This is a genomic window from Streptodolium elevatio, from assembly GCF_053592165.1.
In genome coordinates, this window is record NZ_JBSFVE010000004.1 from 304,153 (window position 1) to 318,882 (window position 14,730).

The following is a 14,730-nucleotide window of genomic DNA, read 5'->3' on the forward strand; positions in this document are numbered from 1 at the left end:
GGCTCGCGGTGTGACTCGTCCCATGACTTGTCCCGTGACCTGTCCCGTGACCTGTCCCGTGCCTTGCCCATGACCTCTTGCGCGGCGTCTCGCGCGGCGGGTCGGCCGGCGTCCATCTGGCGGGCGTTCCGGCCCCCGACAGGAGGGTCCCGGTAACGTAGGCCGCGTGATCGAGACCTCTTCTGCTTCCACCGCTTCGGGTGCCGTCGCCGCGGGACTGGCGACGCTGGCCGCCGACGGCACCGTCCTGGACACCTGGTTCCCCGCGCCCGAGCTCGCCCCGGTCGGCGAAAAGGCCGAGACCGTGCGGCTGAGCGCCGACGAGGCGGTGGCCGCCCTCGGCGCCGACGTCGCGGCGGGCCTCGGTGCCGACGAGATCCGCGGCGTCGAGGTCGTCGCCGTACGCACCGTGATCGGCTCGCTCACCGATGCGCCGGTCGACACCCACGACGCGTACCTGCGCCTGCACCTGCTCAGCCACCGCCTGGTGCGCCCGCACGGGGCGAGCCTCGACGGGCTGTTCGGCCTGCTCGCCAACGTGGCGTGGACCAACCTGGGGCCGGTCGCGGTCGACGGCGTCTCGGCCGCGCGGCTGCGCGCCCGTGCCGCCCGGGTGTCGTTCGAGGTGGCGGGCGTCGACAAGTTCCCGCGCATGACGGAATACGTCGTCCCGTCGGGCGTCCGCATCGCCGACACCACGCGCGTACGCCTCGGCGCGCACCTCGCGTCCGGCACCACCGTGATGCACGAGGGCTTCTGCAACTTCAACGCCGGAACGCTCGGCGCGTCGATGGTCGAGGGCCGCATCAGCGCGGGTGTCGTGGTGGGCGACCACAGCGACATCGGCGGCGGCGCGTCGATCATGGGCACCCTGTCCGGCGGCGGCAAGCAGGTCATCTCGGTCGGCGAGCGGTGCCTGCTGGGCGCCAACGCGGGCATCGGCATCTCGCTGGGCGACGACTGCGTGGTCGAGGCGGGGCTGTACGTCACCGCCGGCACGCGCGTCACCATGCCCGACGGCGCAGTCGTCAAGGCCGCCGAACTGTCCGGCCGCAGCGGCCTGCTGCTCCGCCGCAACTCGACGAGCGGCGCGGTCGAGGGCATCTGGCGCACCGAGTCGTGGGGCGCGCTGAACGAGGACCTGCACAAGAACGACTGAGGTCACACCGTCGCGCACGAGGGGCGGGGTACGGCGTTTGTCCGTACCCCGCCCCTCGTGTCGGACCGTCCGGCCGTTTGCAAACGGCGGTTCACGAACAGCGGTTCACGAACGGCGACTCGGGGATCAGGCGGCCGACTCGGCGCGGCCGAGCGACCTGACCACGTCGAGCACCGCTTCCACATCGGTCAGGTCGGCCAGGACGATGTCCGCCCCCGCGCGGGCCAGTTCGTCCGCCGTCGTGTACCCGGTGGCGACCGCGACGCACCTCGCCCCGTTGTGCAGCGCGGCCTCGACGTCGCGGACGGTGTCGCCGATCAGCACGGTCCGGTCGGCGGCGAACCCGCCGCCGGTGGCAGCCGCCGCACGCCCGAGCGCCAGCGGCACGAGCTTGTCGCGGTCCTCGTGGTCGTCGCCGTACGCGCCGATGTCGAGCCGCAGGTGCCGCGCGGCGGCACCGAGCAGGGCCAACTTCACCGGTGCGGTTGCCGCCTGATTGCCGGTCAGCACGCTCTGGTGCACGTACGGGAGGTCCGCCAGCGCACCGATCAGCGCCACCGCACCCGGCAGCGCAACGCCCTCGCGCCGCACCTGGTCGGCCCGCGCCGCGAAGATCTCGGCGAAGGTCTCGTTCAGGCGCGTGATCAGGTCGTCGGTCGGCAGCAGCCCGTGCGCGCGCAGCGTCTCGCGCGCGATGTGCAGATCGGTCCGCCCGCCGAAGTCGACGCGCTCGGTGAGCGGTCGCCCGGTGACGGCGAGGAGCGCGTCGGCGTACGCCTCCCGGCTCGCGGGTCCCGCCTTGACCAGCGTCTGGTCGATGTCCCACAGCACCAGGACCGGCCCGGCCGCGTTCCCCGCTTGTCCGTCTGCCACGGCGCCAGCGTAGTTTCCTCCGGATGCCGTGGCGAGGGTTCTCCGTCCGCAACACGGTGAATGAGCAAAATGTGTGAATGGCACCTTATATCAGCGAGTTCGCCGCCACACCGTCGTTGTTCGGCATCGACAACGGCCAGGGCGCCCGGCAGTTCGCGGAGCTGGGCTTCGCGCTGGTGCTCACGTCGCTCCTGGGCTGGGAGCGCGAGGCACGGCAGAAGAGCGCCGGGATGCGGACCCACACCCTTGTCGGAGTGGGCAGCGCGCTGTTCATGGAGGTGTCGATCCACGGCTTCGGCGCCACTGAGGGACTGCCCGGAGTCTCGCTGGACCCGTCGCGTGTCGCCGCCCAGATCGTGTCCGGGATCGGCTTCATCGGCGGCGGGCTGATCTTCGTCAAGCGCGACATCGTGCGCGGCCTCACCACGGCCGCGACGATCTGGTTCGCGTGCGCGATCGGTATGGCGTGCGGCGGCGGCCTGCCGCTGCTCGCGGGCGGGGCGACGCTCCTCTACTTCGTCATCCTGCGGGGCATGCCGGTGCTGACCGCGCGGATCCTGCCGGACACCGCGTACGGCGCAATCGAGTTGCGGCTGCGCTACGTCCAGAGGCGCGGCGTGCTCGGCCGCGCGCTGGCCATCTGCACGCAGCACGGTTTCCAGGTCACCGACGTGCGCACCGAACCCGGCGGCACCGACTGGCAGCCGGAGCACGCCGGCGGCGGCTACCGCAGGTCCGGCGAGGAAGACGACCAGGACGACGGGACGGAGCACGGCGGCGGTGCCGCCACCGCCGTGCTCCTGCGCTTGGAGGGCACCGGCCCTGCGCATCCGCTGGTCGAGGAGCTGTCCGAACTGGACGACATGCGCGCGGTGTCGCTCGGAGTGCGCTCGGACGCGACCGAGTAGCCGGCTACTCCCGGATACTCTCCCGGCCGCCGCGGACGCTCCCCGCCGTCCCCTGCCTACTCCCGGCCTACTCCTCGACGAGGTCCGCGGCCTTGGCGCCGGTGGCGACCGCCCGGATGACCTTGCCGGTCGGCGTACGCGGCAGCGGGGTCGTGCGGATCTCCCAGTGCGTGGGCACCTTGTAGTACGCGAGGCGTTCGCGCACGTACGCGGCCAGCGCCTCCGACTCCAGCTCCGCCCCCGGGCGGGGCACCACGATGGCCTTCGCCTCCTCGCCGAGGTCGTGGTGCGGTACGCCGACCACCACCGACTCCGCGACGTCCGGGTGTGCGTCGAGGCAGTGCTCGATCTCCGCCGGGTAGATGTTCTCGCCGCCGCGCAGGATCAGGTCGGAGCGGCGCGTCGCCATGAAGAACTGGCCGTCGCGCGCGTACCCCAGGTCACCGGTGCGCAGCCAGCGGTCGGGGGTGATCGACTTGGCGGTGGCCTCGGCGTTGCGCCAGTACTCCAGCATGACGAGAGGGCTGCGGATCCAGATCTCGCCCTCCTCGCCGTCCGCGAGGCGCTGCCCGTCCTCGCCGTGCACCTCGACCTGCACGGTGGGCACCGCGGCGCCGATCGCGCCCGGCATCGACTCCAGTTGCGCGGCCCCGGCGGAGGTGGCCACGCCCCCGCTCTCGGTCAGGCCGTAGCCGACGCCCATCGCACCCTTGGCGTGCGGAAAGACCTGCTGGAGACGGGTGATCAGCTCAGGTGCGAACGACGCGCTGCCGCCGCCGAGCCGGGTGACCGACGACAGGTCGAACGCGCCGGAGTCGGGGTGGTTCACGACCCGCCAGCCGACGGTGGGCACGAGGGACCAATTGGTGCAGCGTTCGCGCTCGATCGTGGCGAGCACCGAGGGCACGTCGAAGCGGCCGCTGTAGAGCACCATCGTGTGGCCGTCGGCGAGCGCCGCCACGGCACCGGCGAGCAGCCCCGACACGTGGAAGAACGGGCTGTTGACCAGCCAGCGCCCGGGCCGCGCGGCGGCGGCGCGGCGCTCCTCGGGCAGGTGGGCGATGCCGCGCGCGGCGAGCAGCGCCTGCACGTTCTGCATGGCGATGACGTTGCGGTGGGTCAGGACGGCGCCCTTTGGGCGGCCGGTGGTGCCGGAGGTGTAGAGGATGACCGCGGCGGCGTCCTCGTCGTCGGGGCCGGCCGGGAGTTCGGCGTCCGGGGCGTAGCCGACCAGGTCGGCGAACCCGCTCTCCATCTCGACGACGGGCACCGGCGGTTCCGGCAGGCGCTCGAGCCGGCGCCGGTCGGCGACGAGCACCTTCGGCTCGCAGTCGGCGAGGCCGTAGCGGATCTCGTCGCCCGCCCACCAGCCGTTCATGCCGACGGCGACGGCGCCGAGGGACACCGTGGCCCAGAAGGTGACGAGCCATTCGGGGCGGTTGTTGGACAGGAGCGCCACCCGGTCGCCGGGTCCGACGCCGTAGCGCTCGCGCAGTGCGCAGGCGACGGAGGCCACCGCTCGCGCGTGCTCGGCGTACGTCCACCGGGTCCCGTCGTCGTGCACGAGGTACTCGCGGTCGCCGAAGGCCGCCGAGTCGGCGACGAAGGACGCGAGCGACCGCCGCCGGTGCGCGAGCACCCGCATGGTGACGCCGAGGACGTCCTCCTCGGCCAGTTCAAAGGGGGAACCGGGAGCGGTCAGCGCGGCCATCGGGTCGGCGGCCGAGCCGGATGCGGAGGACGCCGGTGCGGGAACGGAACCGGGGGTGGAGATCGCCATATGCGGACCCTAGGAATGCTTGACCGAGTCAGTCAAGTGGTCGCGGTGTGCGAACAGGCCACACCGACCCGGCCGCATCCCCGCAGGTTGGCACGTGTTGCATCCCCGGAGACCGCGTACGCGCCCCCGCAGTCACCCCCATTTGCCGCCCCGCCGAGCGGCCCCCGCCCAAGTCCCGCCTGACGCATCGTCAGATCAACCGCCTCACCCCACGCCGCCCCCGACGCGCACCCGGAGGCCGCCGCGACACCCGCGCCGCCGTAGCCCGAACGATTTCGAGGGCATCCAGCATGGCTCGATTCTCAGCGGCTCAGCGGCTCAGCGGCAGCGGCTCAGCGGCGTTGGCATACCCTGCCCCGGTAGGCTACGTCGGGTGATCGGGCGGCTCAGGTCATGCCACGCGGGAGTTCGAGGAGGGAGCGGGCGGATGCGCATTGCGTCGACGCTGTGCCGTCTCCTCCTCTTCGCGCTGATCCTGCTCGGTACCACCGGGATGCACACGATCGGGCATCCGCCGGAGGCGCGGGCCGCTTCCGGCGCCGAGGCGACGCACCCGAGTACGGCGGTCTGTCCTGACGGGCACTGCCCCTCCCCCGGTACGAGCTTCGACAGCCCCGAACACGACATGCCCGCGCGGCACGGCGGCGGCACGGATCCGATGTCGCTGTGCCTTGCCGTCGCCCTGGCCGCGTTCGTACTGGCCGTCACGTGGTTCGCGGTACGCCGCCGGGCGCGCGAGCACGTACGGTCCGCGCGCTGCGCCTGGGGCCGCCTCGTCTCGGGGCTGCCGCCGCCGAGCCCTCCCGACCCCTCCCGACTCGCGGTGCTGCGGATATAGGCCGACGCGCGTCGGCGGGCGAGCACGCCCGCCCACGTACCGGCCTGTCCGCCACCGCGCGTGCGGCAGTTGATCCGCGGCGCGGCGAACACCGAAGAGTTTCGGGAGATATAGGTATGAAGCGCCGTACCACGCGCACCCTGTCACTGTCCGCGATCGCCCTCTCGGGCGCCCTCGTCCTGGTCGCCTGCGGAGGCGACGACACGGACGGTATGGACCACGCCAAGGGCGGCTCGGGCTCGGGTTCCGCCCCCGCGGCCGCGCCGGGCGTGTCCCAGGGCGGGTTCAACGACGCCGACGTGATGTTCGCGCAGATGATGATCCCGCACCACGAGCAGGCCTTGGAGATGGCGAAGGTCGTGCTCGCCAAGACGGCCGACGCCGACGTACGCCGCCTGGCGACCGCGATCGAGGCGGCGCAGGCCCCCGAGATCGCGCTCATGAAGGGCTGGCTCGCCGCATGGGGCAAACCGGCCGACGCGTCCGGCGGCATGGACCACGGGTCCGGCGGTGACGGCATGATGTCGGACTCCGACATGGACCGGTTCCGCGCCGCGGCCGGCGCCGAACTCGACCGGCAGTTCCTGGAGATGATGATCGTGCACCACAACGGCGCGATCGCGATGGCCGAGGAGGAGTTGGCCAAGGGCGTGAACCCGGAGGCCCGCAAGCTGGCGGAGGCGATCAAGTCGTCGCAGGCGGCGGAGGTCCAGGAGATGCAGCGGCTGCTGACCGCGCGTCCGGGGGCGCCGGATAGCGCCTCCGGCGGCACGTCCGGCCCGGCCTCGTCACCGGCTTCCGCCCCGGCGGCCGCGACCGGCGGACACCACTGACGGGACAGCAGGGGCGGTCCGGTACGCAACACGTGCCGGACCGCCCCCAACCTCACACGACAGCCGCCGATGCCGCCGCCCTGCGGAGGCGGCCTGAGGAAACGTCTCAGCGCGGTTCCAGCATCGGGATCAGCACGTTGTCGACCATGCGCGTGACGTCCTCGCGCGTGGGCGCGGTGTCGTTGGCCATGTAGAGCTGCCCGATCATGGCCGGTCCGGCGATCAGGCACTCGTAGGCGTCGGCCCCCGCCCGCGCCTCGCCGCGCTCGATCGCGCCCTGGACGACCTGACGCAGGAGGCCGATGGCCGGGTCGACGGCGCGCTCCTTCCAGAGGCGCTTCAGCTCGACGCATCCGCTCGCGCCGCCGCAGACCGCGCGGAGTGCGATGCCCAACGGACCGGTGCAGCCGACCGCGTACGAGTACATGACGCTGAGCAGGTCCTCGCGCAGATCCCCGACGAGCTCGTGCTTCTCCGGCGACGGAAGCGCGTCCGCGAGGCAGTCCACGATCATCGACGGCTTGTCCGCCCACCGGCGGTACAGCGTCGACTTGCCGGTCCCGGCCCGGGCGGCGACGCCCTCGAACGTCAAGGCGTCGTAGCCGCGTTCGGCCAGTTCCTCGACCACCGCCACGCTGATTGCACGTGCCAGCACCTGACCGCGCCGACGCGGGAAGCGGCGGTGGTCGCAGCCGACCCCGGCGGCGACGTCGTGGATCGCGCCCTTCGGTACGTCCACACGAACGTCGGCCGGCACAGCCTGTACTTCGGTCATCCGTCTGCCCTCCGGATTCCATCGTACAGAAAACGTTTGCGTTCTCTAAGTGCGTTGCCTACTGTGTTGAAAGTACGGAACCGTCCTCTAATTCCGACACCCTGAACCACCTGAACACCGGAATCCTGTGAGGTAGCAGCATGTCAACGGCACCCCCAGAGGTGGCCGCCACCACGGCATCCCCCGCAGCGCCGGGCCGGAAGGTACATCCGGGCCTCGCGTTGGCCGTCCTTGCGGGTGCGCAGCTCATGATCGTGCTCGACGCCACGATCGTGAACATCGCCCTTCCGGACATCCGAGAGGCGCTCGGCTTCTCCGAGGCCTCGCTGACCTGGGTGATGAACGCCTACACGCTCACGTTCGGCGGCCTGCTGCTGCTCGGCGGGCGGCTCGGCGACCTGGTCGGCCGTCGCAAGATCTTCATCTACGGCCTGCTGGTCTTCACGCTGGCCAGTCTCCTCGGCGGCTTCGCGCAGAACGAGGCGACGCTGCTGGCGGCCCGCGCCCTCCAGGGCGTCGGCGGCGCGATGACCGCGCCGGCGGTGCTGTCGCTGGTCACCACCACGTTCAAGGAAGGCGCCGAACGCAACAAGGCGCTCGGCGTGTACGCGGCCGTGTCCGGCATGGGCGCCGCGGTCGGCCTGCTGGCCGGCGGCTTCCTGACCGAGTACGCCAACTGGCGCTGGGTCATGTTCGTCAACGTGCCGATCGGCGTGGCGCTCGCCCTGGCCATCCCGCGCGTGTTCCCGGCGGACGTCGTCGTCGACTCCGGCCGCGGGCTGGGCCGCTTCGACATCCCCGGCGCGGTCACCTCGACGGTGGGTGTGTCGGCCCTGGTGTACGGCTTCATCCGGGCCGCCGAAAAGAGCTGGACCGACTCGGTGACGCTCACCGCCTTCGTCCTGGCCGCCGTGTTCATCGCGGGGTTCCTCGCGATCGAACTGCGCACCCGCGAACCGCTGCTGCCGCTGCGGCTGTTCCTCAACAAGACGCGGACCGGCGGCTACCTGGTGATGATGCTCGCGGGCGCGGGCATGATGAGCACCTTCTTCTTCCTGACGCTGTTCATGCAGGAGGACTCGCTGCTCGACCTGTCGCCGGTGCTCGCGGGTACCGCGTACCTGCCGCTGACCGTCGGCGTCATAACGTCCGCGCAGATCACGTCGCGCCTGATCACCACCAAGGGTCCGCGCCCGTTCCTGATCGTCGGACCGCTCATCGCGGGCATCGGCCTGCTGTGGCTGTCGTTCCTGGAGACGGACTCGACGTACTGGACCGGCATCCTCCCGGGCGTGCTCCTGATGGGCATGGGCATGGGCGCGGTGTTCGTGTCGATCATGACGACGGCGACCGCGGGCATCGCGCCCGAGGACGCCGGCATCGGCTCTGCGGTGCTGAACGTGACGCAGCAGATCGGCGGCACGATCGGCCTCGCGGTCCTGGCGACCATCTCCACGCAGGCGCTCAAGGACGACCTCAAGGACCAGGTGTCCAAGGCCGGCGAGGTCACCCCCGCGGTGCAGGCGCACGCCATGACGGCGGGCTGGACCGCCGCGATCCTGGCCGCGTCGATCATGTTGTTCGCGTCGGCGCTGATCGCCTTCGCCCTCGTGCGCATCCGCCGCGAGGACGTCGTCGTGGACCCGAGTGCCGTGACCCACTGAGTCGACGGGAGTTGACGGCGGTCGACGGCAGTTGACGGCAAGGCACCGGCCGTCCGGCCGCGCACGGTACCCGGCGCGCGGCCTCGGGTGGCCGACCGGATGCCCGGGCCGGGTGGTGGATCTTCCGCCACCCGGCCCTTCGTCGTTCCCGGGCGGGGGCTCGGGAACGGGCCGCCCGGTGACGGCAGGTCAGATGTCGAGGAAGCGGACGTCCTTGGCATTGCGCTGGATGAAGTGGCGGCGTGCTTCGACGTCCTCGCCCATCAGGACGGAGAACAGGTCGTCGGCGACGGCCGCGTCGTCGAGGGTGACCCGGCCCAGGACCCGGTGGTCCACGTCCATCGTGGTCACGCGCAGTTCCTCGGCGTTCATCTCGCCCAGGCCCTTGAAGCGCTGGACGGAGTCGTCGGTCACGCGGCGCCCGGCCTGCCGGCCCCGTTCGACGAGCATCGTGCGCTCGCGGTCGGAGTAGGCGTATTCGACGTGCTCCCGGCCCCACTTGATCTTGTAGAGCGGCGGGCGGGAGAGGTAGACGTGGCCTCCCTCGACCAGCGGCCGCATGAAGCGGAAGAGGAAGGTCAGCAGCAGGGTGTTGATGTGCTGGCCGTCGACGTCGGCGTCCGCCATCAAGATGATCTTGTCATAGCGCAGCCGGGCGATGTCGAAGTCCTCGTGCACGCCCGCGCCGAGCGCGGAGATGATCGCCTGGATCTCCTGGTTGTGGAGGATCTTGTCGATCCTGGCCTTCTCGACGTTGAGGATCTTGCCGCGGATCGGCAGGATCGCCTGGTACCGCGGGTTGCGGCCGGACTTCGCCGAGCCGCCCGCGGAGTCGCCCTCGACGATGAAGATCTCCGACCGCGCGGGGTCGTTCGACTGGCAGTCGGCGAGCTTGCCCGGCAGCGCCGCGGACTCCAGCAGGCCCTTCCGACGGGTCAGGTCGCGCACCTTGCGGGCCGCGACCCGGGCCGTGGCAGCCTGGACGGCCTTGCGGACGATGTCGGCGGCCTCGTTCGGATTGCGGTCGAACCAGTCGGCCAGGTGCTCGTGCACGACCTTGTGCACGAAGGTCCGGGCCTCGGTGTTGCCGAGCTTGGTCTTGGTCTGGCCCTCGAACTGCGGCTCGCCGAGCTTGACCGAGATGATCGCGGCCAGGCCCTCGCGGATGTCCTCGCCGGCGAGGTTGGCGTCCTTGTCCCGCAGCAGCTTCCGCTCCCGCGCGTAGCGGTTGACGACGTTGGTCAGCGCCGTGCGGAAGCCCTCCTCGTGTGTGCCGCCCTCGTGCGTGTGGATGGCGTTGGCGTACGAGTAGACGCTGTCGGCGTACTGGCTGTTCCACTGCAACGCGACCTCGACCGACAGCAGCCGCCCGGCCGCCTCGGCGCCGAAGGAGATCACCGAGGGGTGCACCAACTCGCCCTTGCGCGCGTTGAGGTGGGCGACGAAGTCGGTGATGCCGCCGTCATAGCGGTACGAGACCGTCCGCGCCGGCTGCTCCCCGGCGGTGGCCCAGCCGACCCGGTCGGCCGCGGACGTGGCACGCGCGGAGGGCCGCTCATCGGTCAGGGTCAGGGTGAGCCCCCGGTTGAGGAACGCCATCTCCTGGAAGCGTCGGGCCAGCGTCTCGAAGGAGTAGTTGGTGGTCTCGAAGATCGCCGGGTCCGCCCAGAAGGTCAGCGACGTGCCCGTGCGGGAGGTGGCTTCGCGACGGGCGAGCGGGGCGACGGGGGTGCCGTCCTTGTAGTCCTGCGTCCACCGGTGGCCGTCGGTCCGGATCTCCGCCGACAACCGGGTCGACAGGGCGTTGACCACCGACAGGCCCACGCCGTGCAAACCGCCGGAGACCGCATAGCCCCCGCCGCCGAACTTCCCGCCCGCGTGCAGGACGGTCAGTACGACCTCGACGGCCGGCCGTTTCTCCACCGGGTGCATGCCGACCGGGATGCCGCGGCCGTTGTCGACCACCCGTACCCCGCCGTCGGCCAGGACGGTCACGTCGATCCGGTCGGCCACCCCGGCCAGCGCCTCGTCCACGGAGTTGTCCACGAGTTCCTGCACGAGATGGTGCAGTCCCCGCTCGCCCGTGGAACCGATGAACATCCCGGGCCGCTTGCGTACGGCGCGGAGTCCGTCCAGGACGGTGATCGCGTTGGCGTCGTAGGCCGCTGACCCGGCACGGCCGGTCCGCTCGGATCCAAGGGCGTCGGTGGCGATGCCCGTGCCGATGTCAGCGCCGGCATCGGGATCGGTGTCGCTGTCGGTGCGAGTGCCGTAAGTGGTCACAGATGCTCTCTTTCGGGCATGGCGGACCGCACTCCGGCACCTCGGTGCGGGAGCGGCCGGACAACTGGCGGGAAAGTGATGCGGCAGCACACGGGCAACACACAGACAACACAAAGAGGACCCCCGAGGCCTCAGGGGTCGGGACCAGTGGCCGCCGAAACTCCTTCCAGGATACCGAAGATGCCCCTTGCCTTCGGGTCAGGAGGAGGACTGAATACCTCCAGGATCGCCGTTCTCCCCCATGGTTGATCCCCCCTATGCATGAACCCCGAAAAATGCCCTGGCGGGCCACACAGCGACTTTCCCGATGCCCTGCCGCGGAGCACTACCGGCACTTTCTTCGGGCGGCTCTCCCCGCACGCGTGTCGTGCCGCTTCAGGTCCGCTCGCGGCCCGAGCGGCGAACACCCGTCCGACGGACGGCCCGTGGAATGAGGGTGCTCCCTCGACTCGTGAGCGGACCGCGGCATCGTGGAACCCGGTTCATCCCGCACGCGTCTCAACGCTGTGAAGGTTCCGCGACACCTGCCGCGGAGGGGGAACACCGTGGGCGCGCGCGTCCCCGGGCCGGTACTCTGCCTCAGGCAGCAGGGGGATTCCGGACGCGGCGATCTGCGTCCCCGGGTGGCTGCGCTCACGTCGGCCGCACGGGCCGACGCCAGGTCTGTCGCAGCGAGGAACCGGCGGGGATGATGGGCGGTGGTGGGGGAGAATTCGGGGGGATTGTGGCGGAACACGAGTGGCCGGGTGAACCTCTGGCCAAAGGCGACCCGACCCGCATCGGGCCCTACACGGTTCTCGGCCGCCTGGGGGCGGGCGGCATGGGCCGGATCTACCTGGGCCGTTCACCGTTCGGCCGGCTGGTCGCAATCAAGACGATCCGCTCCGAACTGGGCGGCGACCCCGGCTTCCGGGCGCGCTTCGCGCAGGAGGTGGCCGCGGCCCGACGGGTGAGCGGCGTGTTCACCGCCGCCGTCGTCAACGCCGACCCGGACGCCGCCGTGCCGTGGCTCGCGACCGCGTACGTCCCGGCCCCCTCGTTGGAGACCCTGGTCCGCTCGTGCGGTCCGCTCCCGGCGAGCGCGGTGCGCTGGCTGGCGGCCGGCATCGCCGAGGCGCTGGAGTCGGTGCACGCGGCCGGCCTGGTGCACCGCGACCTCAAGCCGTCCAACGTGCTGGTGGCCAGCGACGGCCCCAAGGTGATCGACTTCGGCATCTCGCGCGCGGCCGACTTCGGCTCGCTGACGATGACCGGCGTTGCCGTCGGCACCCCCGCCTACATGTCGCCCGAACAAGCCCAGGGCGTACGCGACATCACGCCGGCCAGCGACATGTTTTCGCTCGGCGCGACCCTGGTGTACGCGGCGACCGCGCACTCCCCCTACCCGGACCGCAAGCCCGCCGAGGCGCTGCTGCGCCTGGTGACGGGCTCCGCCGACCTGACGGGGCTGCCGGACGAGTTGCACGACCTCATCAACTCGTGCATGCAGCGCTCCCCCGAACACCGCCCCTCGCCGACCGCGCTCCTGACCTCGGTGGCTCCGCTGCTCGACTCGGAGAGCGGCTACACCGGGGACAGCCGACTGCCCGAGGCCGCCGCCGCGATGGTGGAGCGGTTCGAGCGGCAGTACCGCCCGGCCGGCGCGCGCACCCCGCCGGTCCCCGAGCCGCAGCCGGCCCCGGACGTGCCGGACGAGGAAGCCCCGGGCCGGATCAGCGACGACGACTGGGGCAAGCTCCCGGCCCAGGTGCGCGAGGAGCCGCCGCCGCGCGACGACGGCGGGCGCCGCTCCGACCACGCAGCCGACCGGCCGGGCCCGGCGCCGACCACGCCGGACGGCCCGCAGGGGCCCGGGCAGCAGCACGGGCACCAGCCCCAACCGCAGCCGCACGCGGCCCAGCACGGCCGGCACGAGCAGCATGCGCAGCACGGCGGACAGGCCGCGCACGGGCAGCAGTCCCCGCCGCGACCGCCCGTCGGTCCGCCGCCGGTGCCGCGCCCGCAGAACCCGGGCGGCGGCTCGTCGTTCCCGCCACCGCAGCCGCGTCCCCAGCAGCAGGGACAGCCCCACGGGCAACCGCAGGGGCAGCCCCAGCCGCACGGGCAGCCGCCGCCGTACGGCCCGCCACCCGGCCAGTCGGGCCCGGGCGGGCAGCAGCAGGATCGGCAGTACCCGGGCCAGGGGTCACCGTACGACCAGTCCGGCCGACCGCAGCCCCAGCCTCCCGCGAACCAGCAGCACGGGGCCGGGGGTTCGGCCCCGTCGGGGTCGCCGGTGGCGGCGCTGCCGACCGAACTGGCCTTCCGCAAGGGGCCGCCGCCCGCCGCACCGACGTACGTCGCCGGTGCGGACGACGCGCCGCGCCAGCACCCGCCGACCCCGCGCACGCCGACCGGGCCCATGGAGGCCCCGACGTCCCAGCCGTGGCGGTTCGCCGCGACGGCGGAGATCGTGGCACCGCCGGTGCGGGCGGGCGGTGCGCGTACCTCGCGCGTGCACGTGCACAGCAAGGACAACGGCCTGCACACGCTGCACCTGGCCACGCGGGAATGGCGGTTCGACAGCAGCGGTTGGTCGCATCCGCCCGCGGTCGAGGGCGACATGATGTACCTCAGCAGCCAGGACAACCACCTGTACGCCCTGGAGTTGACGAGCCGTCAGTGGCGGTGGAGCTTCCCGACGGGCGGCGAGGTGGTGGCCGCACCGGTCGTCGCGAACGGCACGGTCTACTTCGGCAGCAGCGACAACGCCGTGTACGCCGTCGAGGCCGCGACCGGCCGGTGCCGCTGGCGGCACCAGACCAGCGGCTGGGCGACGTCGCCGACGGTGGTCGACGGCACGGTCTACTTCGGCAGCAGCGACCGCTGCGTCTACGCCGTGGACGCCGCGACCGGCTGGGCCCGCTGGCGCTACCAGACCGGCGGCTGGGTGTCGGCGCCGACCGTGTCGGGCGGCATCGTGCACATCGGCAGCACCGACCACTACCTCTACCTGCTGGACGCCGCGGCCGGGACACTGCGCGGATGGTTCGCCGCCAACGGTCCGGTCGCCCAGCCCGCGGCCGCGGCCGGCATGTCGTTCTTCGGCAGCGGCGACGGCGGGCTGTACGCGATCGACGTCAACACCCAGCGGTGCGTGTGGCGTTACAACACCGACGGCTGGGTGACCTCGCCGGTCGTCGCGGGCGACACGGTGTTCGCGGGCAGCAGCGACCACTCGATCGTGGCGGTCGGCACGAGCGGTGAGCCGCGCTGGAAGTTCCAGACCGGCGGACGCGTCACCTCGCCGATCGTGGCGGACGGACTGGTCTTCGTCGGCAGCACGGACCGGCACCTGTACGTGATGGACGCGGCCACCGGCGGGGCGCCGCGTACCGCGCGCGGCAATTGAGTGCCGTCCCACAAAGCCCGGTAGGCAACTGACCGGTTATCTCCGCGAGTTCATGATCACAGCGCCATCGGCGCAGGTCGCTTCGGCCCCGGTGAACAACTGTTCACCGGGGCCGGAATGCGTCCGGTGATCGTTCGTGTCACGGTCGCATCACAAACCTACCTATCGCTAAGTAACAGTCGTACAGTCTGCGCACCGGAGTCCGGCAGGCCCGTGAACCCAAGGT

10 protein-coding genes are annotated in these 14,730 nt (G+C 71.8%); 6 read left to right on the plus strand and 4 right to left on the minus strand.

Annotation, left to right across the window (positions count from 1 at the left end):
- The first annotated feature begins 166 nt into the window (after window positions 1-166).
- The gene (gene dapD, locus ACWD12_RS11125; RefSeq protein ID WP_450099286.1) at window positions 167-1,159 is read left to right on the plus strand and encodes a 2,3,4,5-tetrahydropyridine-2,6-dicarboxylate N-succinyltransferase; all 993 of its coding nucleotides are present in this window, start codon (window positions 167-169) and stop codon (window positions 1,157-1,159) included.
- A 126-nt stretch (window positions 1,160-1,285) separates the two neighbouring features.
- Here dapD and ACWD12_RS11130 read toward each other — a convergent pair whose 3' ends face one another.
- On the minus strand, window positions 1,286-2,032 hold the full coding sequence (locus tag ACWD12_RS11130) for an HAD family hydrolase (RefSeq protein ID WP_450099287.1): 747 nt from the start codon (window positions 2,030-2,032) through the stop codon (window positions 1,286-1,288).
- 77 nt (window positions 2,033-2,109) lie between these two features.
- On the opposite strand from ACWD12_RS11130, the gene ACWD12_RS11135 reads away from it, so the two are divergent.
- Window positions 2,110-2,940, plus strand: coding sequence for an MgtC/SapB family protein (locus tag ACWD12_RS11135; RefSeq protein ID WP_358347771.1), 831 nt, complete (start codon window positions 2,110-2,112; stop codon window positions 2,938-2,940).
- A 67-nt stretch (window positions 2,941-3,007) separates the two neighbouring features.
- Here the strand turns inward: ACWD12_RS11135 and ACWD12_RS11140 are convergent, their stop codons facing one another.
- Window positions 3,008-4,720, minus strand: a complete 1,713-nt coding sequence (locus tag ACWD12_RS11140) for a class I adenylate-forming enzyme family protein (RefSeq protein WP_450099288.1) — start codon at window positions 4,718-4,720, stop codon at window positions 3,008-3,010.
- Between the two features lie 427 nt (window positions 4,721-5,147).
- Between ACWD12_RS11140 and ACWD12_RS11145 the strand changes: the two genes are divergently transcribed.
- Both ACWD12_RS11145 and ACWD12_RS11150 read left to right on the plus strand, forming a co-directional pair.
- A complete protein-coding gene (locus tag ACWD12_RS11145) occupies window positions 5,148-5,558 on the plus strand; it encodes a hypothetical protein (RefSeq protein ID WP_450099289.1) in 411 nt (136 codons plus the stop codon).
- 116 nt (window positions 5,559-5,674) lie between these two features.
- A complete protein-coding gene (locus ACWD12_RS11150) occupies window positions 5,675-6,391 on the plus strand; it encodes a DUF305 domain-containing protein (RefSeq protein ID WP_450099290.1) in 717 nt (238 codons plus the stop codon).
- Between the two features lie 106 nt (window positions 6,392-6,497).
- On the opposite strand, the gene ACWD12_RS11155 is transcribed toward ACWD12_RS11150, so the two are convergent.
- On the minus strand, window positions 6,498-7,166 hold the full coding sequence (locus ACWD12_RS11155; protein WP_450099291.1) for a TetR/AcrR family transcriptional regulator: 669 nt from the start codon (window positions 7,164-7,166) through the stop codon (window positions 6,498-6,500).
- A gap of 140 nt (window positions 7,167-7,306) precedes the next feature.
- On the opposite strand from ACWD12_RS11155, the gene ACWD12_RS11160 reads away from it, so the two are divergent.
- Complete coding sequence (locus tag ACWD12_RS11160) at window positions 7,307-8,830, plus strand: MFS transporter (protein ID WP_358347780.1); 1,524 nt, start codon at window positions 7,307-7,309, stop codon at window positions 8,828-8,830.
- A 189-nt stretch (window positions 8,831-9,019) separates the two neighbouring features.
- Here the strand turns inward: ACWD12_RS11160 and gyrB are convergent, their stop codons facing one another.
- Complete coding sequence (gene gyrB, locus ACWD12_RS11165; protein ID WP_450099292.1) at window positions 9,020-11,113, minus strand: DNA topoisomerase (ATP-hydrolyzing) subunit B; 2,094 nt, start codon at window positions 11,111-11,113, stop codon at window positions 9,020-9,022.
- 724 nt (window positions 11,114-11,837) lie between these two features.
- Here gyrB and ACWD12_RS11170 point away from each other — a divergent pair.
- The gene (locus ACWD12_RS11170; RefSeq protein WP_450099293.1) at window positions 11,838-14,504 is read left to right on the plus strand and encodes a protein kinase domain-containing protein; all 2,667 of its coding nucleotides are present in this window, start codon (window positions 11,838-11,840) and stop codon (window positions 14,502-14,504) included.
- Window positions 14,505-14,730: the final 226 nt, after the last annotated feature.